23 protein-coding genes and 1 other annotated feature are annotated in these 26,469 nt (G+C 37.8%); of the genes, 7 read left to right on the top strand and 16 right to left on the bottom strand.

The window, feature by feature from the left end; all coding sequences use genetic code 11:
- Positions 1-92: 92 nt before the first annotated feature.
- The 8 genes from AAG186_RS00955 to AAG186_RS00920 all read right to left on the bottom strand — a co-directional run bounded on the left by AAG186_RS00955 (position 93) and on the right by AAG186_RS00920 (position 6,805).
- Entirely contained in the window at positions 93-1,079 is a 987-nt protein-coding gene (locus tag AAG186_RS00955) for a CpaF/VirB11 family protein (protein WP_237558304.1), read from the bottom strand.
- A complete protein-coding gene (locus AAG186_RS00950; RefSeq protein WP_237558305.1) occupies positions 1,054-1,671 on the bottom strand; it encodes an SAF domain-containing protein in 618 nt (205 codons plus the stop codon). Before AAG186_RS00950 ends, AAG186_RS00955 begins: the two co-directional genes overlap by 26 nt.
- A 64-nt stretch (positions 1,672-1,735) precedes the next feature.
- On the bottom strand, positions 1,736-2,056 hold the full coding sequence (locus AAG186_RS00945) for a hypothetical protein (protein WP_200542468.1): 321 nt from the start codon (positions 2,054-2,056) through the stop codon (positions 1,736-1,738).
- Between the two features lie 74 nt (positions 2,057-2,130).
- Positions 2,131-4,533 carry a leucine--tRNA ligase gene (gene leuS, locus AAG186_RS00940; protein WP_125164859.1) on the bottom strand — a complete coding sequence of 801 codons (2,403 nt, stop codon included), beginning with the start codon at positions 4,531-4,533 and terminating at the stop codon, positions 2,131-2,133.
- 33 nt (positions 4,534-4,566) lie between these two features.
- Positions 4,567-4,772, bottom strand: a binding site (T-box leader).
- 57 nt (positions 4,773-4,829) lie between these two features.
- A complete protein-coding gene (locus AAG186_RS00935; protein ID WP_272926458.1) occupies positions 4,830-4,964 on the bottom strand; it encodes a hypothetical protein in 135 nt (44 codons plus the stop codon).
- Positions 4,965-4,973: 9 nt separating this feature from the next.
- Entirely contained in the window at positions 4,974-5,372 is a 399-nt protein-coding gene (locus AAG186_RS00930) for a restriction endonuclease (protein WP_161637135.1), read from the bottom strand.
- 18 nt (positions 5,373-5,390) lie between these two features.
- On the bottom strand, positions 5,391-6,005 hold the full coding sequence (locus AAG186_RS00925; protein ID WP_342621835.1) for a pentapeptide repeat-containing protein: 615 nt from the start codon (positions 6,003-6,005) through the stop codon (positions 5,391-5,393).
- A complete protein-coding gene (locus AAG186_RS00920; protein WP_125164861.1) occupies positions 6,002-6,805 on the bottom strand; it encodes a putative RNA methyltransferase in 804 nt (267 codons plus the stop codon). Before AAG186_RS00920 ends, AAG186_RS00925 begins: the two co-directional genes overlap by 4 nt.
- A 140-nt stretch (positions 6,806-6,945) precedes the next feature.
- On the opposite strand from AAG186_RS00920, the gene AAG186_RS00915 reads away from it, so the two are divergent.
- The gene (locus AAG186_RS00915) at positions 6,946-7,503 is read left to right on the top strand and encodes a thioredoxin (protein WP_161637139.1); all 558 of its coding nucleotides are present in this window, start codon (positions 6,946-6,948) and stop codon (positions 7,501-7,503) included.
- Between the two features lie 95 nt (positions 7,504-7,598).
- Here the strand turns inward: AAG186_RS00915 and AAG186_RS00910 are convergent, their stop codons facing one another.
- Positions 7,599-8,264, bottom strand: a complete 666-nt coding sequence (locus AAG186_RS00910; protein WP_125164863.1) for a peroxiredoxin — start codon at positions 8,262-8,264, stop codon at positions 7,599-7,601.
- 138 nt (positions 8,265-8,402) lie between these two features.
- Here AAG186_RS00910 and AAG186_RS00905 point away from each other — a divergent pair, with 138 nt between their 5' ends.
- On the top strand, positions 8,403-8,960 hold the full coding sequence (locus AAG186_RS00905; protein ID WP_161637141.1) for a TetR/AcrR family transcriptional regulator: 558 nt from the start codon (positions 8,403-8,405) through the stop codon (positions 8,958-8,960).
- Positions 8,961-9,001: 41 nt separating this feature from the next.
- Here the strand turns inward: AAG186_RS00905 and AAG186_RS00900 are convergent, their stop codons facing one another.
- Complete coding sequence (locus AAG186_RS00900) at positions 9,002-10,003, bottom strand: 2-dehydropantoate 2-reductase N-terminal domain-containing protein (protein WP_161637143.1); 1,002 nt, start codon at positions 10,001-10,003, stop codon at positions 9,002-9,004.
- Between the two features lie 65 nt (positions 10,004-10,068).
- Positions 10,069-10,707, bottom strand: a complete 639-nt coding sequence (locus AAG186_RS00895; RefSeq protein ID WP_161637144.1) for a LytTR family DNA-binding domain-containing protein — start codon at positions 10,705-10,707, stop codon at positions 10,069-10,071.
- A 177-nt stretch (positions 10,708-10,884) separates the two neighbouring features.
- Between AAG186_RS00895 and AAG186_RS00890 the strand changes: the two genes are divergently transcribed.
- From AAG186_RS00890 to AAG186_RS00880, 3 genes are all read left to right on the top strand, one after another.
- Positions 10,885-11,331: a CopY/TcrY family copper transport repressor gene (locus tag AAG186_RS00890; RefSeq protein WP_125164867.1), complete on the top strand. Its 447-nt coding sequence runs from the start codon at positions 10,885-10,887 to the stop codon at positions 11,329-11,331.
- A gap of 83 nt (positions 11,332-11,414) precedes the next feature.
- Positions 11,415-13,187, top strand: coding sequence for a glycerophosphodiester phosphodiesterase (locus AAG186_RS00885; protein ID WP_342621834.1), 1,773 nt, complete (start codon positions 11,415-11,417; stop codon positions 13,185-13,187).
- Between the two features lie 149 nt (positions 13,188-13,336).
- Positions 13,337-13,612, top strand: a complete 276-nt coding sequence (locus AAG186_RS00880; protein WP_125164869.1) for a hypothetical protein — start codon at positions 13,337-13,339, stop codon at positions 13,610-13,612.
- Between the two features lie 9 nt (positions 13,613-13,621).
- Here the strand turns inward: AAG186_RS00880 and AAG186_RS00875 are convergent, their stop codons facing one another.
- The 3 genes from AAG186_RS00875 to AAG186_RS00865 all read right to left on the bottom strand — a co-directional run bounded on the left by AAG186_RS00875 (position 13,622) and on the right by AAG186_RS00865 (position 19,193).
- Complete coding sequence (locus tag AAG186_RS00875; protein WP_342621833.1) at positions 13,622-14,122, bottom strand: HNH endonuclease signature motif containing protein; 501 nt, start codon at positions 14,120-14,122, stop codon at positions 13,622-13,624.
- A 35-nt stretch (positions 14,123-14,157) separates the two neighbouring features.
- Positions 14,158-14,547 (bottom strand): HAD family hydrolase, encoded by a 390-nt coding sequence (locus AAG186_RS00870; protein ID WP_125164871.1) that lies wholly within the window; start codon positions 14,545-14,547, stop codon positions 14,158-14,160.
- Positions 14,548-14,633: 86 nt separating this feature from the next.
- Positions 14,634-19,193 (bottom strand): pectate lyase, encoded by a 4,560-nt coding sequence (locus AAG186_RS00865; RefSeq protein ID WP_342621832.1) that lies wholly within the window; start codon positions 19,191-19,193, stop codon positions 14,634-14,636.
- A gap of 255 nt (positions 19,194-19,448) precedes the next feature.
- On the opposite strand from AAG186_RS00865, the gene AAG186_RS00860 reads away from it, so the two are divergent.
- On the top strand, positions 19,449-20,780 hold the full coding sequence (locus AAG186_RS00860) for an FAD-dependent oxidoreductase (RefSeq protein WP_342621831.1): 1,332 nt from the start codon (positions 19,449-19,451) through the stop codon (positions 20,778-20,780).
- A 49-nt stretch (positions 20,781-20,829) separates the two neighbouring features.
- On the opposite strand, the gene rlmD is transcribed toward AAG186_RS00860, so the two are convergent.
- A complete protein-coding gene (rlmD, locus tag AAG186_RS00855) occupies positions 20,830-22,197 on the bottom strand; it encodes a 23S rRNA (uracil(1939)-C(5))-methyltransferase RlmD (protein ID WP_342621830.1) in 1,368 nt (455 codons plus the stop codon).
- Between the two features lie 120 nt (positions 22,198-22,317).
- On the opposite strand from rlmD, the gene tpx reads away from it, so the two are divergent.
- Entirely contained in the window at positions 22,318-22,806 is a 489-nt protein-coding gene (tpx, locus tag AAG186_RS00850) for a thiol peroxidase (protein ID WP_342621829.1), read from the top strand.
- Between the two features lie 40 nt (positions 22,807-22,846).
- Here the strand turns inward: tpx and AAG186_RS00845 are convergent, their stop codons facing one another.
- Positions 22,847-26,383, bottom strand: a complete 3,537-nt coding sequence (locus AAG186_RS00845) for an LPXTG cell wall anchor domain-containing protein (protein WP_342621828.1) — start codon at positions 26,381-26,383, stop codon at positions 22,847-22,849.
- Positions 26,384-26,469: the final 86 nt, after the last annotated feature.

The following is a 26,469-nucleotide window of genomic DNA, read 5'->3' as shown; positions in this document are numbered from 1 at the left end:
GGTATAAAGATGTGGTTTTGTGATGCGTTTTATTGCTTGACTAAAATCACTACGATTTTTGTAGATATAAATTAGTAAGATTCCTATAAGTATCACCATTTGACACCATACAATTCTGCTTTTTCTTTAATCAACTCTGGTATTTTGGCCTGAAGCCGTTTTCCTTTAAAAGAATAGAGACGATAGTGACCTTCTCGTGTAAAAACTACAATTTCACGAATAAATCGTTGAATGCCATTCGCGCATATTTTTAAATCAATATGAATCCCAATATTAATCGCGTCAAATATTTTCTGTTCATTGATATATTCTGTAACAGGTGTCATTTGCTGAATCCGATCTGGTATTTCCATTGCACTTCGAGCATGCACTGTACTCATTACACTTGCACCCGTTGAAATACATCTCAATAAATCAACAATCTCAGCACCGCGAACTTCACTCAATAATAGCCAATTCGGTCTTTGTCGCAAACACGCTTTAATTGCATGCGAATAGCTAAATCGTTCATCAACCTTAATTTCAACAGTATCGAGCGTTGGGTAGATTTGCTTAAGATGCAATTCATAAGAATCCTCGATTGTAATAATTCGTTCATCACGACTAATATATCCCGCTAAAAACTTTATAAGTTCTGTTTTCCCAGCTCCAGGCAGTCCACTCACTAAAATATTACACTTAGACCGAACTGCATATTTCAGAAATTTTAACGCCGATATGCTCATATATGAGGAAGCCCCAATATACGCTTCACTTAAACGTAGTTTATAAGTTGTCTTTCGAATCGAAACGCTTAAAAATCGGGTAATGCTCGGATGAATCACACTTATCCGCAAATGATTAAAATCCGTTTCTAAGACAGGGTGTTGCTGATTAAAGGGTAAATTAACGATGTTTGACAGACGTGAACAAATCCTCCACATGACTTCGTGACTGGAAAAATTACGATGAACGAGTCTACCTCTCACAAGATCATCGATCCATAAATCAACGCCATTAAAATTAATATCTGTAATATTTTCATCTTCCACAAAGGGGGTTAAGGGTCCAAAATCAAAGATTGATGTTAAAATGTTCAACCACCTCTTTTTGTAGATCATTAATAACGTGAGGAATCCCGCTACAAATAACGACTGACAAGTCACCCATTTCCAATGCTTTATGAACAATATTCTCTAATTTTTGCGGGATTGCAAAACTGAGTACATTGGGTTGTTTTCCGGCTTCAATCTCATGTCCATCACGATCACGTACATTCACAATACGCACTCCTTTTAATAATGGAATTATCTTCCCTGAGCCATCAAACTCTCGCACTCGTACGCTTAGATTCACGTAATCACCGGCCCTCAAGAGATTACCACCCGTATTTACCATTGATGCTTCCGCACTCATTAGCACCTCTTCAGGTTCAAGTAATAATAGCGGCTTACCTTGTGAATCATCAAAATGCTCAAAATCACGACGATCCAAAATTTGCCCTTTGTAAAGAGTATGACCTAAACGTACATATCGTCCAACGATATTTTCCTTTGTACGGATCATCGTTTCATTAAGAATTTTCTTTGGAATTGATATTTCTTCCAAATGATGCGCTTCAATTTTTTCTCGTTGCACTAAATCCGTATTAAGACGATATACTTTTTCAAATTGACACCGAATTCGCGTCATAATTTCAACCAAACTCCCCATCATAATAATAGATAGCACCGCCAAAAAGACTCGTTTTTTTATACTAAAATCCCTCCTCAATCATTAATTCTCCAAAGGTAACTTCCCAGCCTGCTATTTTTGTTTTATACATGACTTGGATTAATTTTGGATAAAAATGGTATGTAATATCAAGAACCTCCCCCTGTTGATCTTTCATAAGATTTAAAAACTTCGACTCGAGATGATCAGTGGGTTGCATTTCTGTCATTAACGTTTCTAAAGCATTGCGATATTGGAATCGTTTTTGTTGGTATTCACGCTTAAAGACAGAATAGGAAACCATCAGGGCCAAGAGCATCATCATCACAACAGTATAGCCATACGCTAAAACAATACCTTTCATAAATCACCCACTTCTAATTAATTCAAAATCATTGATTTCCCTTTTAAAAATAAAAAAACAGACTTTCGTCTGTTTTAGTTTGGCTTCACAACCAAATTAACAATCTTATTCTTAATCACAATTTCTTTGATAACGGTCATACCTTCAAGATTTTTTTGAACTTGTGCTTGATCATATACAAGAGCTTTTAATTCATCTTCTGGTAAATTATTAGGTGCAATAAATTTAGCACGTACTTTCCCGTTAATTTGAACAACAATTTCTAATTCATCAAGTACTAATTTACTTGGATCAAACTTTGGCCATGGTTCATAGCTAATATCGCCATTACCAGACACAATTTCATAAAGTTCTTCACCCAAATGCGGTGCAAAACATGCAAGCATTTTAATAAATCCGAGAGCGTAATCTTTATACAATGTCTCTGCTTTATATGCTTCATTCACAAAAATCATCAACTGTGAAATTGCAGTATTCATACCAAATGTTTCAATATCATGTGTAACTTTTTGAACCGTTTGGTTATATACAAAATCAAGGCTACCATCATTAGTTTCCGTAATCTTATCAGACTCAACCATTAAACGGTAGACACGATCAAGCCATTTACGAATTCCATCAAGGCCACGTGTACTCCATGCAATAGCGCCATCTAAGGGGCCCATGAACATTTCGTAAACACGAAGAGCATCCGCACCATGACTTTCTACGATATCATCAGGATTCACAACATTTCCTCGTGACTTACTCATCTTCTCATTATTAGCACCGAGAATCATCCCTTGGTGATAAAGTTTACCAAATGGTTCTTTGGTATCCACAACACCTAGGTCAAATAGGACCTTATGCCAGAATCGTGCATAAAGAAGGTGGAGAACAGCATGCTCCGAGCCACCCATATAAAGATCCACAGGCATCCAATGTTTTAGAAGTTCTGGATCACCGATTGCATCATTATTTTCTGGATCAATATAACGTAAGTAGTACCAGCAAGATCCTGCCCATTGTGGCATTGTATTTGTTTCTCGGCGTCCTTTTGTGCCATCCGCAAACGTTACGTCCAACCAATCACCGGCATTCGCAAGTGGCGATTGACCATCACTCGCTGGTTTGTAATTTTCAACCTCAGGAAGTTCAAGAGGAAGTTCATCAAGTTCAACTGTACGCATGGTTCCATCTTCTAAATGAACAATTGGAATTGGCTCTCCCCAATAACGTTGTCTTGAGAATAACCAATCACGAAGTTTGTACGTAGTTTTCGCTTCTCCGTAACCATTCTCAACCAACCACGCTTGCATTGTTTCTATTGCTTCATCCTTACCCATACCATCTAAGAATCCAGAATTGATATGAATTCCATCTCCAGTGTACGCTTCTACAGAAGTATCGCCACCTTCAATCACTGGAATAATCTCAAGATTGTATTTCTTAGCAAACTCAAAATCACGTGTATCGTGTGCAGGTACTGCCATAATTGCACCCGTACCGTATGCTGCGAGAACATAATCTGCGATGTAAATTGGAACCTTTTTTCCATTTACAGGATTAATGGCATATGCTCCTGTAAATACACCTGATTTTTCTTTATTGAGTTCAGTACGTTCTAAATCAGACTTATGCAACACTTTCTCAACATAAGCATTTACTTCATCGATATTATCTGGCGTTGTAATTTCCTTAACAAAAGGATGTTCTGGAGCAAGAACACAATATGTATTTCCAAATAACGTATCTGCACGCGTTGTAAATACTGTAAATTCTTTATCATGATCTGCAATTTTAAAGATAACATTCGACCCTTCAGAGCGACCGATCCAGTTAATTTGCATTTCTTTTGTTGAATCTGGCCATTCGACTAAATCCAAATCTTCCAATAAACGATCTGCGTATTCCGTAATTTTTAAGACCCATTGACGCATTGGCATACGAATTACATCAAAACCACCCACTTCACTCTTACCGTCAATGACTTCTTCATTCGCAAGAACAGTTCCCAATTCAGGACAGAAGTTTACGGGTTTCTCATCAACGTAAGCCAATCCCATGTCATAAAGCTTTGTAAAGATCCATTGAGTCCATTTGTAGTAACCTGGATCTGTTGTGGAAATCTCACGACTCCAATCATAAGAAAGACCAAGACTTTTAATTTGATCAGTAAAGTGCGCGATATTTTGTTTTGTAAATTCATTTGGATGATTTCCAGTTTTCAGGGCAAATTGCTCTGCAGGTAGACCAAAAGCATCCCATCCCATAGGGTGTAAGACATTAAAACCATTCATGCGTTTATAACGTGCAATTACATCCGTCGCAGTATACCCACGTGGATGCCCTACATGAAGTCCATTTCCTGATGGATATGGGAACATGTCTAAAACATAATATTTTGGTAAATCAAAGTTATGAACATCTGTCTTAAACGTTTCATGTTCATCCCAATATTTTTGCCATTTTTTCTCAATTTTTAAATGGTTATACATTTTTTATCCTCCTATAACATAAAAAAAGTACCTCTAAAGGACGAATTGCTCGCGGTACCACCTTAATTCCTATCGATATTCGATAGACTCTCAATCCTTTAACGCAGGGGACGTAATTTCCTACTGATTCAGAAATTATGCTCAAAGATGAGTTCAAAAATCTTAATACACCGATTCACACCAACCATCAGTTCTCTTCGCTATTTTAATTTTCTACTATTTCTTATCATCGCTTTCTTAAATAATAGTGGAAACATCACCAAAAGTCAATAAACCAAGTCATTAAAAAAGGCGTCTTACGCCTCTTCATTTTTAGTTCCTTCTTTAACAATTGCCATGAGAACAATATTGGTTACGACTAAACCCGCAGCCAATAACATTGAGGGCTTCCGATTCGCCTTTTTAACCGCTTTATTTATAATTTTTTTCAAATGAGCCTCCTAAAGATTTAATCGCGATTCTAATTTATCTAAGTGATAAACATCCCACAGATTAATGCGTTTTATGTTTGAATACTGTTCAGCTTTTTCAGTGAAAACACCATTGGTAACAACAATACCAATCTTCGCCTTATGAAACACCAAAGCAGCCGCGAGCTCTGAAATCGGATCGGTCCCTACTTCCTTAGGATTAAATACGATTTTAAATGCACAACGCATCCCATCTTTCTTTGCAACAACATGAACGCCATGCGCATACTTCGCCTCAGGAACTTGAATCGAATCATAACCCAACAGCGGTAACAGATTTAAGAAATAATTTTCAAATGCCTTCTGATTACGGACCTCTAATATGTGTTTAGGAGTTTTAGTTTTAAAAAGCGAAGCAATAAAATTCATATTTAATACCACCTTTCGTTAATCAATAATTAAACCGAGATAACCAATCAACGCACTTGCTTGATCAGCACGAATGCGCATTCCTTTTATAAGTGAGGGAGAATATACAATCGTATCAAAGGTGCAAGTCGTTAAATCTAAAGCGTTACAGCGCGTATCCGAGAGATTTAACCCTGTAAGCTCGCAATCGTTAAACTTCATATTCTTATATTTTGCCATCATCAAGGATGTCTCATTAAGTCGGCATCCCTCAAACACGACATTTTCAAAACTTGATTGTGACAAATTCATAAAATTCATCAATGTATCTTTAAATAACACATCCTTAACTTTGCTATCGTAAATTTCACTCGCCATTAACTTACAGGACAAAAATTCACAGCGGTAAAGATAACTTTTTTGTAAAGAATGATTACTTAGATCACAACGATCAAACACAACATCCAGAAATTCGGCACGATCACACGCATCCATTTCAAATTCACATTTACTAAAACAGACTTGTTCACACTTTACTAATGCGTGATCTTGATAAATTAAACATGATTCATAACGTGTATTACACTTTAATTCCGAAAAGAGTACACGAGCATTGCTCACTACCAACTCTTCGATAAACTGAGGTCTTTTCATAATTTCTCTTTTCTATAGATTGCAAGACCAAATTCTAAGCCTACATTTAAGTGTGAATACTTCGTCAGTCTTTCAATATTTTCTTTGGGTGTACGATGGGCATAAGGAGTCATCTTGAAAACATTTAAAATATCCTCGGTTGAGGTTATCTCTATGGGTCCCTTAATTTGCATCACATCGAGTAATTGGAATCCTTCATACATTTTCACGTCAACATCGTTTGCATAAGGCTGATCATAGACGATTTCTTTGAGTTCCATCAAATGATTCGCAAGTGGAAATACCTGAACAAAGATCCCATCGTCTTTTAAAACCCGAAAGATTTCTTCAATCTTAAAAGGAGCAAAAACAGATAAGCATGCATCGAATGAATCATCAATGATCGGTAAATCAAAGGTACTTCCCACTGCAAGCATCAAATCTGAGTTTCGTTTTGATCCCAAATCAACGGCATTCTTTGAAATATCAACACCATAAACCGTTCGTCCTGACTTGAGTAACGATTCCGTATACCAACACTCACCGCAACCCGCATCCAAAATGTGATTACTCGAGAACCTATCAAAGACATTCTTGATTTGATCAAGCAATAATCCGTAGTATCCTTTATCTAAAAATTCTCTCCGAGCACGAACCATCAGCTTATCATCACCATGTTGCTTCATTTTATCTTTTTGGGACATGAGTAAATTTACATAACCACTCTTAGCTCGATCAAACTGATGACCCTTAGAACAAACGTAAGATCGTTCCTGTTCTTCCAATGCTTGTCCACAATTAGGACACTTAAAATATGTCATATAAATCCCTGCCTTACTTAGTAATAATTATACCACACCTCATTCTCTTTTCTACCAACATACTTAACATATATATGGACTATGTTTATCTTGCAATTTTAGAAAAAAGTTTTATAATTTAAGAGACTAAGGAGGTCATTATGAAAAAAACATTACTCGTCCTACTCGTTTCAATTTTCGTATTAACAGGTTGCACCTCAAATAATCTCATGAAAGATTATAAAGGATTCACCAAGAAAGATCATCACTACGTAACAACTGATTCTGAAACGATCATCAAAAACTTAGAAGATTCTAAAGAAGGTATTTACTATATCGGTTATGCTGATTGTCCATGGTGTGTTGCCCTTGTTCCCGAAATGGAAACAGTGATAACAGACTTAGAAGCAAGCTACAAAGAACAAGGAATCGAAATTAAGCCTGAAATTATGATGTTGGATGTTCAAAATTCAGAATACAGTAATAGCGATGACTTGAAAAAACGGTTGTCTGATTGGGATAAACAACTTCCTGAAGCACTCCGATCAAATGGATATGTACCTTTTGTTGTAGCGATTGATAAAGATGGAAAAATTCAAACACATTTAGGTACAGTTGATGGACACAAACCTCCAGTTGCACTCACTGAAACTCAAGTTAAGTTCTTGCACTTACGTCTTAAAAATATGTTTGACGGTATCGATGCTCATAGAAATTAGAGCCTAAGGTTCAATTCTATTTAGCACATAATGAATCAATAAAAAACGAATCCCAATGCTTGCTCGAAGCATTGGGATTCGTTTTTTATTAGAACCTATTTAATGGGTTTATGAACAAACCACCAGTCAAGGTACTCTGTATCGCCTTCATTTGCTTGCGCTTTGCGTTTCTCAGCATCTGCGATTGTTGATGCTGGTGGAACAATTCCATGATCACCGATAAATTCATTATTTGGCCAATTTTCAGGGATTGCAACACTGTATTTATCCGCTGTTTGAAGCGCCTTTGTAGCACGAAGAATTTCATCAATACTACGTCCAACTTCTTGTGGATAATACATTGTTAATCTTAGCACACCTTTATCATCTACGATGAATACTGCACGAACTGTATTTGTACCCATTGCAGAATGAAGCATGCCGAGTTGTGATGCTGCACGTCCAAGTTCATCCGCAATAATTGGGAATGGAATCTTAACATTTGCATGTTCATCGATCCATTCAATCCATTTCATATGTGCATGAACCCCATCAATTGATAGACCAATGAGGTCTGCCCCAATTGCATTAAATTCATCTGCTGCTTTCGCAAATCCTATAAATTCTGTTGTACACACGGGTGTAAAGTCACTTGGGTGACTAAATAGAACGAACCATTTCCCTGCATATGCATCCGGTAAGGTCATTTGACCTTGTGTCGTTTTTACATTTAATGTAGGAAATTTTTCTCCCAACAATGGGAATGTACTGTTGTTTTCCATATATATCCTCCTAGTATAGGGCACCTGCCTTATACATTCATTATAGTGATAATGATTATCATTGTCAACTTAATCCAGTGATATTCTCTAAGGATTTATGGTATGCTTATCTTACATTTATAAGGATTGAGGAAACGTATGCCAAAGATTATACATAACATTGAAGAAGAAATTTTTGCCAGCGCAGAACACCTTTTTTATTTACATGACTATGAAGACGTAAGTATGAAGATGATTGCGAAGGAGACAAACATCGCTGTGGGGACGCTTTATAATTATTATCGTGATAAAGCATCTCTCTATGCTGCAGTTGTGCATAAAAGTTGGGCTGACACATTTGCTCGTTTAAAAAATTGCATTACAACTGAAGTTGACTTTAATGCAAAATTTAGGAAGCGTTTGGAAGTTTTATACTACGACTCCGAGAAAAGACATGGCCTTGGAGTACATTTTAAACGTGTTCGAGGAATGAACGCTGAGAGCTTGGAAGATCTTCAAGGCTTTGTCCTTACCAATATTAAAGAAGTCTTCAAAGACATGCCGATTGCGAATCCTTGGGTATTTGATACTGAGATTATCACAAAGTTAATCTATTCATTATTATCGAATCTTTCATTTTTAATTGAAAACTATCCGTTTTCGAAAGAAGATAACATTGATTTCTTATACCATTCATTGATTGCTTTTTTTCATTAATACAACGTAAAAGACCACACTTGGTAAAAGGTGGTCTTTTTTTAGAATTTTTTAATGTGATTATATAAAGATGGATCAATGTGCTCTTGTTCTTCAAGTTTTACGAGCATCGCTTGCATGTTCTCGGTAAAATGGGGCATTGGGACACATTGTCGCTTTCCTTCATGAAACACTTCGTAGCATATATACATCAAATCATCGATATTATTGTGTCGCTTCATCGATTCACGTGCAATTCGACTCGTTTTAAATTTAACTTTCATTCCCCAACCCGAAATACCCGCTGGAAATTTATAAGGTAAAATTTCTTGCTTGAAGTGATTCATATTGATGCCTCGTCCTCGAGCAATTAAGAGTGTTTCACGAATTGTTCGTATGCAATGCGCTAACGCTTTACTGTTTGTCATCACATACTCGACAGAAGCACCCGGAAAACTAAGATTCCCATACAAAGCTACAGTTGATACAATTGCAGCACTTACTGACATTCTTACCCACATCCATTCTAACATATCATGTGGTATCTCAAAGGTAATGTCACAACTTTTAAAAAGCGACATCATAAGATTGTAGTTTGGAATTCGAGCATTCGACTTTGACTCAATCATGACATACTCATTTACGACGGCTGTAAGAACGCCTTCTTCATCCATCGAACCGCCTCCAACAGGATATCCTAAAATATAATTGTAGAATCCCATGATTTCATCGAGACGTTTGTGATCGGTCCAAACCCCCGTAAAGAGTAATACCGTTCCATGAATCTTCGCTTCCCGTAGGCAATCCATTGCTTCTTTTAGATTCCCTGATGATACACTAACAAAAATAAAATCATACTCTTTTTTTGTAGAAGGTTTAATTTTATAGTCAAAAGAAAGCTCTTTCCCCTTAGGATTGAGTCTTCCATCAAGTAATTTCACATGAACACAATCGACATGGTCTTTTCCTTCTCGAAGGAAATGTTCAACATTATGGCCCGCACGGAAAAACAAGGACCCGTATAGAGTTCCAATCGTGCCCAGTCCTAGAATTAAAATATCCATGAGCTCACGCCTCACTTCCTTTAACTCTATTTTAAACGATTTCTAAAATATTTTCATCTTTCTTATTATTTTCGTAGGCGATTATAGTTTCTATAGAAACGTTGATAACGTCGCCGTGATATCGGTAAACGTGTTCCATCATTTAAAAAAAGTAAGCTCGATGACACAGCGCGAACATATTTTAGATTAACCATTATGCCCCGATAACAGTGCTCAAATGTAAATCGTGACAAAAGCCGTTCCCAAATTGAGAAAATACGATTACTATAAAATCTTCCGTTCTTAGTCACAACCGCAATTTTTCTCCCTTCTGTCTCTACATAGTAGATATCCTCTGCCCGAATACACTGGGACGGCTTCCCATCGATTACAATATTATCAGACCAAGGACGGTGCTCCTGAATAATCGTCACTAAGCACTTGTACAGTTTTTGCGGACAAAATGGAATATGGTATGTATACCTCAAAACATCATCTGTAAGAGGAACATCTAGATAGACAACATGCTGATCCATACCAACATGCTTTGACTGCGACATGCAATGATCAGTAATCACAATTTGATAATGCTGGTCCGCTTTACGAACACAGTCCGCAACAATGGGCAACAGCAACAACTCACTACATTGAGTCACTACCTTTTTCACAAGTTCTCGATTTTTTTCTGCTTTAATACACATGGCAATAAATATCACTTCAATCACCTCATATCTTTCTCCACAAATTTATCGAATGTATAAACGCTTGTAAATGTAGTTTGCTTAAGTGGTATTTATATGCATAAGTGGCATTTTTTAATTAAACTTTTTCATCAATCTCGCCTAAGCATTTACCTTGACTTATACCGACTACAACTGTAATCTACTAGTAGAGGTGATTGAATGAAAGACACAAAATTAGTTTCCGATTCAGAATGGGAAGTTTTACGTGTTTTATGGACATTGAACCATGCTACAAGCCGTGAAGTTGCTGATCATTTTAAACTGTCAAAAAATTGGGAACCCGCAACGACGAAAACTTTAATTAGTCGATTGGTTAAAAAAGGTTATGTGAAAGCAGATACTGAGGGTAAGGCATATGTTTATCGCCCCACACTATCTGAAAAGCAAGGAACACAAAGCCGAATCATGGAGGCATTTGATTCAATTTGCGCCCAAGAAGTTGGTAGTACCTTAAAAAATATCATCGAGCACTATGAACTCTCGCATCATGATAAACACCTACTTTTGGAGGCGTTGAATCAAAAAACGTCAGTCGATGTTGTTAAATGTAATTGTGTCGTTTCATGTAACTGCGGTCAAGATACTTGTACTTGTAAGAAAGCATAATCTGCTTTCTTTTTTTATTCTTAAGAGAGTCTTAATAGGTTTTTATATCGTTCTCTCATATAATAGAAACGAAAGGGGACTTTATGAAAACATTTAAAATACTTGAAACACTCAAGAAAAGTTTTATTCAAATTAAAGATGACACATTTCGTTACGTATTAATCATAATCCTCGCGGAATCCATGTCACTACTTTTAATTAAACAAATTGCAGATCGTGTGTTTAAGATTGCGCTTTTTAGAGCAAATATAATTGGAATTACCAATGAAAACTTTTGGGAATTACTTAGCAGTCCCACGGCGCTCTTTTTTCTTATTCTAAGCATCATTCTCATTGCCATTTTTATTTTATTTCAACTCACCGTCATCATTAAGTTTGCAAACCGACCTTATGAGAAGCAAAAATTGGTTAAAAATGATTTTATTAAACCACTTCGTAAAATATTTTCGTCACAGATTCTACTCATCCTGGTTTATATATTTTTAATTATGCCTAACGCAAACATTGGTATGACCACCAATATTACCTCTAATGTACACTTACCTCGATTTGTGGTTGATGCGGTCTTGGAGAACCCAGCTGGATTAGTTGCTTATACTATTGCGATTGTTACTGCATTTATTCTTAATATTCGTCTTTTCTTTACACCGGTAATTTTTATTACGCGAGACGAACTGAGTTTTATAGAAGCTGCAAAGGAAAGTTGGGCCCTAACAAAACGCCGTACATTTAAAATATTTCAGCTCGTCACAGTCATTGCCTTGCTAACCACTGCGGTTACGGTTGCAGGTGTTTTTATTCTCTCAATACCTATGGCCATAGTTCCCGAATCAAACATGCAAGTCACAAAGATTACGGGTGCTTTGTCTGTTTCTATGATTTTCTTTTTTCTAGCTTTTACCATTTCATACTCGAATATCTTTACCTTGCAAGCTACGGTTGTCGCCTATCACGAGATTCTAGATGAAAAGCCAATTCTTACTGAAAAGAACTTCGCCCCCAAAAAACATCATCTTCGCATCAATATTATTATGGTGGCAGTCTTTTCCTTGTTTGGTATCAATGTTTATTTAAGTACACCCAGTGATGCTTTAACTTCATCGACAAAAGTCGTATCTCACCGTGGTGAGTCTGTAAGAGCCATTGAAAATACATTGGAGTCTTTACAAATAGCAAGTACTTACAAGCCTGATTATGTTGAAATGGATATCCAAATGACAGGAGATGGACATCTGGTTGTGTTTCATGATAATACGTTGAAACGACTGAGTGATCAAACGGACAACATTCATCTCCTCACACTTGAGGAAGTTCAAAATGTAACATTAGTACACAATGGATATGAAAGTCGTATTCCCACATTTGATGAATACGTTGCTGAAGCAAAACGCCTCAATCAACCGCTTATGGTTGAACTCAAAACATCAAAGTATGATGATCATACGTTTATTGATAAAATGATTGAGACACTGGATAAATATGACATGCGCTCTGTGACTGCGTTCCAATCCCTTGATAAGACCGCAATACTAAAACTTAAAGCCATGTACCCTGACACGTATACCGGTTATATCTTAGGGTTGAATATCGGTGGTTTGGAACGGTTAGATGTTGATTTTTATTCGATTGAAGATTCATCAATTTCCTCTCGCACCCTTAATGATATTGCGCGTTATAATAAAGATCTCTTTGTATGGACGGTAAACGAAGAAGATCGTATGGATTTATATCTCACAATGAAAGTTACGGGTATTATTACGGACCACGTGGAAGCTGCACAAAAAGTAATTGAAGATTTAAAAGCGGCAACACCTTTTGACCGTATTTACAAAGATGTTTTGTCTTCTCTAAATTGAAAATTGTGAAAGTCGTTCCTCATTCTTCTTATAACTAATAAATCTTTTGCTTCTTCGTAAATTCAGTCATATTTTTTCAAAACTATCGTTTAAGACCTTTTCAAATTAAGTGAAAATCTATAAACTTATCCCGAGAGGATGTTGTAAGTATGAAAAAAAATTATTTAATTATATTTCTAATTATCACAAACCTATGTGCATTAAGCTACATTGGGTGGAAACAGTCACAACCTGTTCCCTATAAATCGGAGTTGAGAGTATTTGTGGAAGAAATTGCACGAATAACAGGCGAAAGTCCCGATACGATTAAGGAAGAAATACGAACACTTGCAAAAGATAATAACCTAAATAAAATGGAAGCTGCGCAGATTCGACTACGCGATGCAATTTTATCGCAGAACGAACACAATTTATTTCAAGAGTAAGGACCGCTATTAGCGGTCCTTATTGATTTCATTCAACGTTAATCGCAACGCACCTGCAATTGTAGCGGGATTATTACGAGGCTGCCCAAAGTGATGCGATACATGTTCCATTTGTTTTAAAAAAGTTTCTTGAAATAATTTGGTATCAATAACTTCACGGTTGATGGATTCATGATAAATATATGCATATTCGCGCAGTCCTTGTTCAAACCAATAAACCTGATCTGATGACAACGCATACGCGCTCAGCCAATCCCAAATTATCTCTGAATCACTGACATTTGGATTATCAATATGACAATGTTTACAAAGTAAAACAAAGTTTGAAGGGGTATCCGCACCTCCAAGTGCATCCGCAAGTATATGACATCGATCTAATCGCTTTTTGACACCGCAACGCCAACAATGGGTGCTTGCTTGACTTGAAGATACGGTCAAATTCATCGTATCGATACGATCTGCCCAATAATCCGCAATTTCTTTTTTCGTTGTTTTGATACGTTTTGTCATCATGGCCTCCTACAAAAATAACACAGATATCTGTGTTATTTTTTCATTGCTTCAATTGCTTGTTCGAGTTTCAAATGAGGGTCTTCCCAACCCTTTGGTTTAATTGTTTTCCCATCTTCATTGTAATGAGGTTTTCCATCTTCCCAAAGTTTGCTCATATTTGCATGTTGGACAATTTCAAAAAGTGGTTCTGGTTCAATCCCCATCTCAACAAGCGTTCCTAGCGCAAAATATATTGTATCAATCATCGCGTCTGCTTGTTCAACAAGATCTTCTGCTTCAATGAACTCATTGATTTCTTCAAGCATCCATGCATAACGCTTTGCTGCACGATCCGCATCCATCATTACTGGTGATTCTTTGACAGGATGTCCAAACTTCTCATGAAATTCTTTAACGGCATTAAATTCTTTATTCATTCCCATAATAAACTCCTTTTATATCTGATATTAAGATACGTTACCTTAATCATATCAAATAAAGCTTTGAAATTCATGTCATTAACTAACCTTTATCCTCTTCGTCGATTTATGACGATGAGCGCCATTCCCAATCCGACCAGGAAAATCGAATCAAATTTTGATGACACACCCGTAAGCGGTAAGTAATTCTCGTTTGAATCATGATCCAGTGACTCGGTTTCGGGTTTTCTATTCGGACGCTCTGATGGTTTTTCAATCGGTTTATCGGTCGGGTTCTCTATCGGTTTATCAGTTGGGTTTTCCTCTTTATATTCTTCAAGGTTTTGATAGGCATTTGCCAATCGGATGTACCCCTCATCCACAACATCTTGGCTTAACGCTTGAAGACTAAGTTGGTCTTTCACTTCGTTCAAGACCTTTTGAAGATTACGCCAACTTCCAACCGTATATCGACGTTCCGACAGCCCTTCAACGGTTTCAATCAGTCTCTTGATTTCTTCTAAATTTAGTTTCTGTGCAAGATTTACGGCTTCAAATTTACGATGGATGACCGTACGTTTATCTTCAAATGAAACCTTCATAATTACATGTCGAGAGGCAATTCCACTGTGACTACGATTTTCTTTAGGCACATCGTAGAATGTTGTTTTAATATTTGATTGACCCGCATCGACGCTTAAATCTTCCAACTGAAATTTGTGTCTAAAATCAATCGTGTTGGCATCGGACGCAATCGTTTCATTCCCCAATCGTATTTCCACACTATTTGGCGTAATCGGCGCATTGCGCAAAACGTGGATGACATGTGTAGCGGTCGTAATCCCATCTTCCGCAACGGCTTTTATATGATAACTTGTTACGCCATTAAAAATATCGAGACACACGCTTCCAGTTTCATCAACCGTTTTGATTATGCCGTGATCTTCATTCACAACCGTCACATTTTCATGAGGAACACTGGTTTTGATTTTTAAGTCAAGTGTATTCTCAGTATCCGTAAAAATAAATGTGTCATGTTGGCTTAAGTCAATGTTTCCAAAAGATGGTTCAATTGCTAGAATCTCAACTTCATTCGACTGAATTTTATTAAGATAGACGTGTTTGTTATCAAGTGTAATTGAGTCACGGTCTGCAATCGATACCGCCTGCAATGTTCCATTCAAATCAATGTAAGATAATTTAAGAAGATCTGCTGGAACTGTGAGAATCATCTGATCTTCAAGTTTTTGATTGTGTATTAAAGCATAGGCTTCTCTGTCTTGGGTTGTATAGGTTTGGTGGATACGGTTCGAAAATTTTCCACTTGATGCTTGATGGATCACATCGATGTCATAGGTCTTCCCATCTTGTAAGGGGAATCGACCCTGGTCCACATAGTTGATTTGCTCTTGGTTTCGAACAAATACATGTGTTTTTCCTTCATAATTCGTTTTAACGTGATACATGTTTGCTTCAGCATTCATTATCTCGAATGTTTCGAGATGATACGTATTCGAGTCTGGAATTTGTATTTTTAGCGGTTCTATATCACTACTTTCAAAGAGAGAGCCACGATATGCTTTAATATCACTCACTTCAAGTGTGCGATTCTTTTGTGTATTGCCCCAGCCTGCAAACGCGAAAACTGGATGATCTCCAAGATGCTCAATATTTTCAAATGTATGAATGTGTTTGAAGCCCCCATCATTTAGAACATAGGCATGTACTTGGTTATTGCGATGTTCCAACGCAAAGGTTTGCTTGGTCGTCGGATTATCCTCTATCGTGTTTGTTGCGGCTTCTTTCCCCTGTCCATTAATCTCCTGAACAAACCCAATACCATCAGCATGAGCCCGTTTACCCATCGAGATATAGTTATCGCGATCTAAGGTTCCATCTTCCTTTTGCTTCATTAATAACATATAACTTGAATCCCAACTGTTCTGAGCACGTAAAGGCAAGCCATCCATTGTCGCAATGTATACGCGAGCTTCATCGGATGTTGGTTCGAGATCGACGCGTACAAGATTCGATAATCGATTATCGTTTTCCCATAAATCTTGGCCATTTTCACGATCGATTGTAAAGGATGTCGTGTTAAGGTTTAGCGCATGATTTCGGTCTTCAATTTGAACTTGAGAATTTAGAACCAACTGGTCTTCAAGTTGATCCACAACAAAGTACACAATGCCTTCTTTTTCATTGTAAGTTATCAATGCCTTGGCGATTCCGCTCTTTCTAATAGTTGGAATTCCACCTTCAAAAGATACTATCGCTTCATCAAAACTTTGAATGGTTAACGTGCTCATGTCAAAAGTCTCACCACCAATAAGCACCGATATGGAATCCATTGAAGGGTCTATATGGATAATGGGTTCATCAAATACAAGTCTTTCGGTCTGTATCTCATCAACGGTAATTGATTTCATGTTTGATTTGATGAGTGTATCATTCCAAACGGTATAGGCATAAATGTCTGTTTTTCCTTTTCGATGTGTTTGAATCACACCTTCAGCATCCACACTTGCGATGTCGGGATGCGTCGATACATAGTAAATGGCCCCCACAGGTTCAGTCGGTTTTTGATTTTCACGCTTGGTTAAAACATCGAGATCGACATCGTTAATCTGATAATGGTGAGGTTCCATCTCCTCAATAAGAACATTTTTCTTGAGTCCATCATCATAATTATTTCCTTCGACAATTACATTCTTACTATTCTTAAATTCTAAGACATTCGCAACTGAACCCGAATTGTTTTCTGGACCGTTGGGCAAGACACCTAGTCCTTGAACTTGATTACCATTCGCTTCCAAGCGGAGGGGGTATTCACGCCCAACTGCCAATGTTTCATCCCCGTCCAGGTGCAGACTTATTTCTGGGTTAAGACGTAATACCTTATTATTTCTAAAGGTGAGGTTCTCGACACTTTCTGCACGTAAGACACCATCACTTTCGAGATAAAAGGTATTATCCTCTATAAGAATATTTTTATGAATTGGATGCTCTGCGGATGGTAGATGGCCGCCTTTGGTTACAGGATGGAAGTAGATAGCCGGTGCATATTTCCACCAGGTCCTTCCTAGTGATCGAATTTTAAATGTATTGTTTCGAATCTCTAAATCACGGATTGGACCGGATTCATACCATTCATCCGAGTCATTCGAGAAAAATAAAGTTGGCATTGTCGGTGCATCAAAACGATTGTCTTCAATGATTACCTTTTTTCTTGAAGTTACAAGAATCATCCGAGTAAATACATTTTTGAAATCATTGTTTTTAATCAAAATTTCCGGTGTGTAGGTAATGTTTTCCGCAACATATTTGGGCTCGTTTCCAATTTTCTCATCAACATAATCGGGAATCCGCTCTTCAAATTCGACGACCATCGTACGAGGATTGGATGCATCAGGACCTTGAACATTTTTAACGGTATATTCCGTTTCTAAATCCTTAGATTCCAACGTATCGCGTGAATAGAAGATTACCTTGTCTCCAGGGTAAAATTGTGGAAACCCTCCTTGTTGTTTATGAATATAGTTTAATTGAAGTGTGGTGTCGGAGATTCTTTTTTCCACACGGGTAAATGTTCCGTGAATATTTATGGGATCATCATGGGTATTATTAAAAAACGAATTGGTAATTTCAATCTTCCCTTTTGATCCCGATACATGAATTCCATCTGCATAACTTGAAGTATTTTTACCTGTTTCAATATCTGTTTCCATTCTTAAACGATTAAAATAAACATTCTCAGACATTTGAACCAGCAGTCCAAAACCATGCATGTATGAAATCTTAACATCCTCAAACGTTACGTCTTTACTCTCCCACACAAGCGCTCCCGCAGTACTGCGTTCGGTATTGGACAGCAATTGATAATTCATGCCCAATACCGGATCAATCTGAGGTTTTGAGTTGTAGGTGAACCGTAGGAGTCCGCTGGGTAAGATTTCAATATTTGAAACACCATGAAATGGGTCTTGATTCGCATAATAGCTTCGTCCCATCATTTCAGTAGGATATTTAACTTGAATTCCATAGTTCCTATGACCATTACGTTCAGTCCAATACGGCTTCCCACTTGTATCTAACTCGGATTTCCATAAGATCGAATTCCCTTGAATTTCATAATTAAAATATGATGGAATAAAAAAATCCACCGTTCTATTTTCAGTATCGAAATCAAAAACCGTCATTTCAGATGTTGTGGGAACTAAGAAATCCCACGATAAGTTTTGTATGGTAATGTTTGAAGATTGGACGACCGCCAAAGCCATCATATTCCCCTCAAACAGTATTTGGGCTCCTTGACCATTTAGCGTTAAATTATGATTGTCTTCAATCAGAATCCCAATGTGTTTGGTTGGAAAATCAACACTATCTGTGTTTGATGTATGAATATCACGTGTTTGCGCAAATTCTTTGGTTATCCGGTAAGTTCCCGGATTAAATTGGACTTCGACTGGACCTTCAAACGCTTTCGCTACTTCAAGTGCTCGTGCAACAGCCGGTCCACTTTCTTTCATTCCCGATGCATCCGCACCATAATCATTCACTGAGATGATTTTCATTGAGTTATCCCCGCTAATTTTTGTAATTGGTAACAATGGTATCGCTAGGCTAAGTGATAAAAGTGTCATCACCATGCGATATTTACTTTTTTTCATATTCCCCTCCTGTATACGCTTTCATTAATCATTATAGATAAATCGATGATGACTATCAACTTTAATCCAGTAAAGATTAGGCGGTAACAATACTGAAGTTTACTAAAAATACCGCATTGGCGCATTGAATCCAATTAGGGTGCGCAAATGATTGGAGTTTTTAGGGGGGAATTTGTTATATTTAGTGTACAAAGTGATTTAAAAGCATCGCAGTTACATGCTCTAAACAGCATAAAAATAGAAAGAAGGCATACAATGAAGAAAGTAAAAAATGTTATTATTGGTTTTGGAAAAGCTGGGAAAACACTCGCTAAACGACTCGCTTCAGAACAAGAAGAAGTCTTCGTTATTGAGACGTCATCGGAAATGTATGGCGGTACCTGCATTAATATTGGGTGCATCCCTTCGAAGTCCTTAATTCATGATAGTGAAACGCATATTTCTTTTACCGATGCAGTTCGTTCAAAAGATCAAACGGTTTCGCTGCTTCGACATAAGAATTATCACATGCTTCAGGACAATCCACTTATCACGGTTGTAGATGGGACTGCACGTTTTGTTTCAAATACAGTCCTTGAAATCACAAATGACACAACGGAAACGTATCAAATCGAAGCTGAACGGATTTTTATTAATACAGGATCTGTTCCAATTCCACCCCAAGCTTCAATGCTTCAAAACAGTAAATATTTAATCGATTCCACACAGGCCATGAACCTTTCAAAATTACCCGAAGAGTTAATTATTATTGGAGCAGGCTATATTGGTTTGGAGTTTGCTTCGATGTTTAACGCTTATGGTTCCAAGGTAACCATTCTTGATGAAAAAGCGGTTTTCTTGCCTCGGGAAGATCGTGACATCGCCAATGCGATTTACGATGCCTTTACCGATCGAGGAATCGCGATTAATATGGGTGTTTCCTTGAGCGGTGTGGATGATTATCAAGACCATGCATTAGTAAGCTATATCACACAAGACGAACTGCACAGTACTCGTGCCTCGAAGATTCTCGGTGCAATCGGTCGTAAGCCAAATACCGAAAATCTTGGATTAGAACATACCGATATAAACGTTGATGATCGAGGTGCCATTCTTGTCGATTCACACCTTAAAACCAATGTCCCTAATATTTGGGCTTTGGGAGATGTGAAAGGTGGACCTCAGTTTACGTATATTTCTCTCGATGATTTCCGCATTGTGGAAGATGATCTCTTTGGTAATCATCAACGCACAACGGATAATCGAACAACCGTACCTTATACGCTCTTTATCACTCCTCCTCTATCACGAGTTGGCCTTACGGAACAACAAGCCCTTGATCAAAACATTGACATCCAAGTGTTTAAACAACCCCTCAGCACCATTCCTAAAGTACATGTAAGTGGCAATACAACGGGACTCTTTAAAATCATAATTGACCGCACCACAAATCATCTTATCGGTGCCTCACTCTTTGGCATTGAATCCCACGAAATGATTAACTTAATCACACTTGCCATGGATTTAAAACTCGATTATCGTATCTTGCGAGACCGTATTTATACTCACCCTACAATCACTGAGTCATTAAACGATATCTTGAAATAAAAAAACAGAGTAGAACGCACATAGCTGCGTCACACTCTGTTTTTTTTGGCTACTGTTTGATAAGCAATGCAATGGTTTCCACATGTGTGGTTTGAGGGAACATATCGACCGGTTGGACTTTTTCCAATCGATAACCACCGTCGATAAACATTCTTAAGTCTTTCGCAAGTGAAATCGGATTGCAACTTACGTAAACAATACGACGCGGATGTGATGTCAATGCGGCTTCAATAAATACAGGATCAAGCCCCTTACGTGGGGGATCCACCACCAACACATCAATTTCAATGCCTTGCTTAACCCATGCAGGCATAATTTTTTCAGCTTCACCCGCCTCAAACTGCACATTCTCAATGTGATTGAGTTTCGCGTTTTCTTTCGCCATAGTAATTGCATCTTCGACAATTTCAACACCATAAACAAACTTCGCTTTATCGGCAAGGTTTAAGGTAATCGATCCAATTCCACAATAAGCATCTACGACAACATCATCGTTTGTAACTTCTGCCATTTCAATGGCTTGTTGATAAAGAAGTTCCGTTTGTTTTGTGTTGATTTGGAAAAAGGACTTCGAAGAAATCTTAAATGTTTTTCCTAAAAGTTGATCCTGATAAATATCTTCTCCATAAAGAACGTTCTGTTCTCTTCCCAAAATAACATTTGTTTGTTTTGGATTAATATTTTGAACGATACTGACCGTTTTGGGTAAAGCTTCCACAATGGCATTCACAATTTCTTTTTCGAAAGGAAGTTTTGAACCATTTGTTACCAAAACCACCATTAATTCTTGCGTGTAATGGCCTTGACGCACCATAATATTTCGAACTAATCCGGTGTGATTTGTTTCATCATAGGCTGTAATTTTATATTGACGAAGTAAATCCCGAATCACTAAGATTGCTTTGTCCAAAGCTTCTTCTTGAATATAGTAATCTTCGATTGGAATAAGATCATGAGTTCCACGCTTAAAGAATCCTGTCTCTATGACACCGTTAACGGATTGGACCGGTATGGTTGCTTTATTACGGTAGTGCCATGGATTTTTCATTCCAAGTGTTGGTAGAACCGGAACACCATCAAGATTAATTACACGACCTAAGGTTGCCTTAACTTGATTTTGTTTAAACTCACATTGAAGGTCATATGCCATGTGTTGAAGGGGCATGGTTCCAATGCGTGTTCCGACTTTATCAACCAACTCTACACGTTTGGGTGATGGATTTTCAATGCTTAATATACGTCCGTAAGCATAGCGTTTGGTCACCTTCGTGACCCTTAGAGTAATGATTTCCCCTGGAATTGAATTTTCCACAAAAATTGGAAATCCTTCTTTTTTAACCACACCAAATCCTTCAAATGTGAGGTCCATTACTTCCAGTGTTAATTGTTCGTTTTTTATTACAGGTATTTTCTTCATATCCATCACCTTTTCTTCCTTTAAGAATAGCATAAATCCGGGCCATTGACACGACTTAAAGCATACAAGATGCAACCATCCTCCTTTAATTCTATAATAGGTATAAGGAGCGTGATTAATATGGAAATAACAAAAAAAGGTGTTCCAACCGCTTTAGCAGGATCTCAACCTGTTGTTGGAGAAAAAGCACCGACATTTAAACTTAAAAATTTAGAGGACGTTTATGTAGGAACGGATACACTCACCGGAAACGTTGTATTGCTGAGTGTCTTCCCAGACATCAACACGCGTATCTGTGATTTACAGACGCGTCATTTCTTCCAAGTTGCGAGCGAACTTGACGATGTAACGATTGTGAATATTTCAAATAATACCAAGGAAGAATTTGCTTCTTGGTGTGCAACGAATGGCATTGATAGTGAGATGTTGCGTGATGAGGATCATGCATTTGCCGATGCTTATGGTATTTGGATTCCGGAATTTGAAGTGCTGGCACGATCTATATTTGTGATTGATCGCAAGGGCATGCTTGTTTATTCTGAGATTGTTCCCGAAATGGCACAAGAACCCAATTACGAAGCAGCAATTGCTGCCGCAAAAAATATTTAATAAAGAAAAACGAACATGAATCCACATGTTCGTTTTTTCTTTATTTTTTCTTCTTTGAGAACCAGTAGAAGATGCCTCCTATGAGGACAACTCCAATTCCCACATAAAGTGCAGTTTGAGTTGGCGTAACACCTGTTCCTGGTAATTTACCACCTGGTTTCTCTGCTTCTTTTTCTAAGATAGTAATGGGAAGCTCTGTTTTTTCACCTTTTTTGTTCGTATAGGTGATGGTTGTTGTTCCTGCTTTGAGTGCAGTAAAGGTTGCAGGACTGTTGAAGGTTGCAGAGAAGAATACTTTATCGTATACCCATCCTTCGCCTTTTTCTTGGTCATCGTTGCTTGGTGTTAATACGAAAACATCGCCAACCCGAACTTTATCAGGTAATCCTGTAAGTTTTAAAGTTACTTTGGGATCCGGTTTTGGTTCTGGTTTTGGTTCTGGTTCCGGTTGTTTAACCTCAATATCCATCGTATCACCTAAGTATTTGGTGAAAATTCCATTGGTCACATAGCGATAATCATCTTTTTGATGTGCTTTGTTTGTAATCGAGTTTGCGAAGATTAGAAGATCATGTGTATCATTTTTAAGCTCGATGGCCTGAATTGAATTTTTATAAGTGTCAATATGATCTTGTGACATAAAACCTTCAATGGGTTCATCATCAGTCGTTTTAATAAGTACTGTTGATCCTTCAGGTGCTTTTACGATACTGTTTCCACCGTGACCGTACATAATATAATCATTTTCTTGAGCATATTTTAATGTTATATAACTGGATTCAGGATACGTAACCGTTGTGAGGGCATCAAAGCTCATATCATAATTCGCTTCAATTTCGAGCCCCATTTTTTCAAGTGAATCCAACGCGTATCCACCATATCCAATATAGGACTTTCCAGCATTTACGGCATTCCGTTCATCCTCTCGTAATGGACGGTTCCCAATCACAATATCTGCTGCGTCAAGATCCTGGGTTAAATCAAATCCAAGTTCTTGTCCCCAAACATAATAATCCCAATTGAGGTTTGTATTGAGTCGATTTGTATAATTTGTATGACCGTAAGGCTCACCCGTGTCTTTTTTCACCGAGAATGATGGTGCAGCACCCGGCACATAAAGCAGTGCGGATTTTGTGATAACTTGTGCCTTAGGCATTGTATTGGTTCGCGTTGCTTGAAGAATATAATCGTCTTCAATCAAATCAAAGGTTGCTTCAGACATTACAAAGTCTCCACGATAATCGCCATCGGTTATAAACCCAACTGCTTCTTCAGATTTAAGTAATGCATTTATGGCTTGGATTGAAGCGACACTGTTATTGGAAACAATCACAATTTCACCCTTACCATCAACATGCGTTGTGGTTTCAGGTGCTGCATCAAGCCATGTAAATTCTGCGCTTTCGAAGGCACCAACTTGGGTGATCACATCCATATCAAAGCCACGTAGCTCTGAGAATGCGGTGAGTGGTTCTGAATAGAGGTCGGTCCAATTTTTAATAACGATGTTGTTGTAGAGTGCTGCATTGGCCATATTTCGTTTTGCCTGATGCAAATCAACAATCATGGTTCCTTTAGGATACGTGATGCCCTTAACGTCTATCTCATTTCCTAACACTTTTACCTTAACATCATTACGTAAAAGATATTCCATCATCTCGGATGCTGCGTGTAAGTTTTTTTGCATTGCCGGTTCCATTGGAATAACATAATACTCAGGGAAGAAGTTATTATTTTCTTCATAACGGGCACGGAAGATATCTGCTTCTGCGCCTTTTTCATCTTGTTGATTTACGTAGTATGGGCGAATTTCATCGGCATCAATATTCTTATGACCTCGGTCCCAACCTTTCAATTGGTTGGTATAAAATGCTTTTTTATGCATTCCCACATAACGTCCATTGTTGAGTAGTGCATACTTAACTGCTTGCGTCGCATCCTCATTTCCATATGGAACTTCAACGGTATAAGCAACGACACCGTGAAGCATCGAATATTGGGGTGTATAACTTGAGGACATATCGTCAAACGGTTCCCATTCATAGCCACCTTTATCGCTTGCTTTTAAATAATCACGCATCGGCATTTGGAAACTGTTAATTGATTTATTATTTGTAATCGCAACACCCCCAAACTCCTCACCTTGTGCGAGTGCATTCTCAATAAACAAATCATACTCCACGTTTGGCTCATGGGTTGGTGAGCAAGGTTCAATTTGGAATTGATTATAGAAACCATGAATTTCATAAAGGTTCACAGGATTCCACGTTGAAATAAGACGCGCCATGGCTTGTGTTTCTGGTTGTGTTTGGTAAGTGTTATCACGATTTAAATCGAACCCATTACCATTTGTTCGAACATTTGTTGCGGCTGCATCCGCATTTTCTGCAGGCACAACGATAAAGAACACATCCTCGAGCATCGTTTTAATGTTTAAGTCTACTTGCTCCATTTCATAAAATTTCGCAAGTTGTTCTTCACTTAAATTCGCAGCTGCATCGGTACTTTTAGGATGTTCTTCACTTTGAACGCCATCCCGGATATAACCCACTCCGGTGACATCATTTGCAATGAGTTCAGACCACTTAATACCTCTGCTTGCTTTTTCTGCCTCGACTTGTGCTTTTCCTTCAGACGTTAATCCATTAATACGACGGTATTCAACACTTCCATCAGCATTCTCGATCATCACGGATAAAAATTCCATAATCGCATCAATTCCCGGATTTTCATCGGAGTGAATGTTATTGTAGAGAATTGGAACTTTATAATCAATTGATCCCGATTCAATATCTTGAATCACAGATTGTGGATCCGCTTCTGCGCGTTCATTTAACGCAAGATGATTCGACAGCGTCTCAGCCGTATCCGCAATAAAGATTGCATTCATCGGTCTTCCCATTGCCGTACGTCCGAATTCGCGAACTTCCGCATGAATTCCCTTGGATAATGCGAGTGCTGCAAGATCTGCAAGACGTTGATCGATTTCATTATAAAGTGTGTAGCTATTATAAGGTTTAAAGGACACGGGCGTTGTTGCCAATACCTGTTCCCCTTCCACCAGTTTTAAATCATAGGTCCCTGTGTAATCAAGAAGTGCATTACGGATTAAGGCGCGATCACGACCATCAATTCCATTCACACCAAACATCAGCACATTCTTAAACGTTAACTGCAATCCTCCAGGAATGACTTCCGTTTTTATATCTTTAAATAGAGTATCGCCTGCAGTGGTAAAATTAGTTTTAAAGACAGTCCATTCATTCAAAGGTCCACCCAAATACTGATAAGGGAAATCCTCCTCATTTTGACCCCCTTCATCCCGCGTCAAAGTCCAAGACGTATTCTCAGCCAAAACTTTAAGTTCCTCAGGCGTTTTCCCCTCAAACATTACTGTCGCTTTATATTCTTTTGACTCTGTCATGGAAATGACTTCAGACTCACCCGTAGTATTTATAAAATCAATGACCGGTTGAGTATCACTATAAATTGGACGCGCATGACTGAATACCAGTCCAATCGATAGTACAAATATGGTTAAGCATTTTAGGATTCTATGTTCATTTCTTTTGTCCATTTTTTTCTCCTCATAGTATTAATAAAAATATACGAACATCCAATACTTAAACCGCTACAATCCCCCTTCCTTTACTTTTAATATTT

Origin of the sequence: Erysipelothrix sp. P66 (assembly GCF_038682365.1) — a bacterium.
GTDB classification, from domain to species: domain Bacteria; phylum Bacillota_I; class Bacilli_A; order Erysipelotrichales; family Erysipelotrichaceae; genus Erysipelothrix; species Erysipelothrix piscisicarius.
The sequence above is the reverse complement of the archived record's forward strand: the minus strand, read 5'-3'. Positions and strand labels throughout refer to the sequence as shown.

What these genes read in the sequence shown, in the direction of transcription:
- AAG186_RS00950 (WP_237558305.1), bottom strand. Translation starts at nt 1,671, where the DNA reads ATGACGCGAATTCGGTGTCAATTTGAAAAAGTATATCGTCTTAATACG.
- AAG186_RS00945 (WP_200542468.1), bottom strand. Translation starts at nt 2,056, where the DNA reads ATGAAAGGTATTGTTTTAGCGTATGGCTATACTGTTGTGATGATGATG.
- leuS (WP_125164859.1), bottom strand. Translation starts at nt 4,533, where the DNA reads ATGTATAACCATTTAAAAATTGAGAAAAAATGGCAAAAATATTGGGAT.
- AAG186_RS00930 (WP_161637135.1), bottom strand. Translation starts at nt 5,372, where the DNA reads ATGAATTTTATTGCTTCGCTTTTTAAAACTAAAACTCCTAAACACATA.
- AAG186_RS00925 (WP_342621835.1), bottom strand. Translation starts at nt 6,005, where the DNA reads ATGAAAAGACCTCAGTTTATCGAAGAGTTGGTAGTGAGCAATGCTCGT.
- AAG186_RS00920 (WP_125164861.1), bottom strand. Translation starts at nt 6,805, where the DNA reads ATGACATATTTTAAGTGTCCTAATTGTGGACAAGCATTGGAAGAACAG.
- AAG186_RS00915 (WP_161637139.1), top strand. Translation starts at nt 6,946, where the DNA reads ATGAAAAAAACATTACTCGTCCTACTCGTTTCAATTTTCGTATTAACA.
- AAG186_RS00910 (WP_125164863.1), bottom strand. Translation starts at nt 8,264, where the DNA reads ATGGAAAACAACAGTACATTCCCATTGTTGGGAGAAAAATTTCCTACA.
- AAG186_RS00905 (WP_161637141.1), top strand. Translation starts at nt 8,403, where the DNA reads ATGCCAAAGATTATACATAACATTGAAGAAGAAATTTTTGCCAGCGCA.
- AAG186_RS00900 (WP_161637143.1), bottom strand. Translation starts at nt 10,003, where the DNA reads ATGGATATTTTAATTCTAGGACTGGGCACGATTGGAACTCTATACGGG.
- AAG186_RS00890 (WP_125164867.1), top strand. Translation starts at nt 10,885, where the DNA reads ATGAAAGACACAAAATTAGTTTCCGATTCAGAATGGGAAGTTTTACGT.
- AAG186_RS00885 (WP_342621834.1), top strand. Translation starts at nt 11,415, where the DNA reads ATGAAAACATTTAAAATACTTGAAACACTCAAGAAAAGTTTTATTCAA.
- AAG186_RS00880 (WP_125164869.1), top strand. Translation starts at nt 13,337, where the DNA reads ATGAAAAAAAATTATTTAATTATATTTCTAATTATCACAAACCTATGT.
- AAG186_RS00875 (WP_342621833.1), bottom strand. Translation starts at nt 14,122, where the DNA reads ATGACAAAACGTATCAAAACAACGAAAAAAGAAATTGCGGATTATTGG.
- AAG186_RS00870 (WP_125164871.1), bottom strand. Translation starts at nt 14,547, where the DNA reads ATGGGAATGAATAAAGAATTTAATGCCGTTAAAGAATTTCATGAGAAG.
- AAG186_RS00865 (WP_342621832.1), bottom strand. Translation starts at nt 19,193, where the DNA reads ATGAAAAAAAGTAAATATCGCATGGTGATGACACTTTTATCACTTAGC.
- AAG186_RS00860 (WP_342621831.1), top strand. Translation starts at nt 19,449, where the DNA reads ATGAAGAAAGTAAAAAATGTTATTATTGGTTTTGGAAAAGCTGGGAAA.
- rlmD (WP_342621830.1), bottom strand. Translation starts at nt 22,197, where the DNA reads ATGAAGAAAATACCTGTAATAAAAAACGAACAATTAACACTGGAAGTA.
- tpx (WP_342621829.1), top strand. Translation starts at nt 22,318, where the DNA reads ATGGAAATAACAAAAAAAGGTGTTCCAACCGCTTTAGCAGGATCTCAA.
- AAG186_RS00845 (WP_342621828.1), bottom strand. Translation starts at nt 26,383, where the DNA reads ATGGACAAAAGAAATGAACATAGAATCCTAAAATGCTTAACCATATTT.